Source organism: Chryseobacterium sp. SIMBA_038 (genome assembly GCF_046535115.1).
Classification (GTDB): Bacteria; Bacteroidota; Bacteroidia; order Flavobacteriales; family Weeksellaceae; genus Chryseobacterium.
Map to the genome: position 1 here is coordinate 1 of NZ_JAWRXH010000036.1, position 406 is coordinate 406.

1 pseudogene is annotated in these 406 nt (G+C 32.5%); it reads right to left on the reverse strand.

The features are described 5' to 3' along the window. Window positions 1–406: pseudogene (locus tag SB689_RS22615) on the reverse strand (hypothetical protein); the annotation flags it as partial.

Consider the following 406-nt stretch of genomic DNA (forward strand, 5'->3'; position numbering starts at 1 on the left):
TCGGGAACAGGCTTGTCTATTTCAACAATTTTTCTTCGGTCATAAACTTCTGCAAGAACATTTTCTTCCTTTATGTCTTGTTCGGAATGATCATTTTTAATCTCATTCAGAATATTTTCTACATTAGAGGTTTCTGTTACCAGCTCTCCTTGCTCTAACGAAATGTTTGAATTGGCAAACTGATCTTCATTTTCCTCAATCAACATTTCATCATCAAGCATTTCAGTATCGAAAATACTTGGAATTGTTTCAGTAGTTACCTTGTTATCTTTAAGTTCACTTACTGCAGCATAATCCACTTCATTTTTTTCTTCAGATTCATCATCATTCTCTATTTCATTCAGTTGATTGTTGAAAATCGCTTCCTCCTCTGTTACTTCATCATTAAACATATCTTCATTAATAT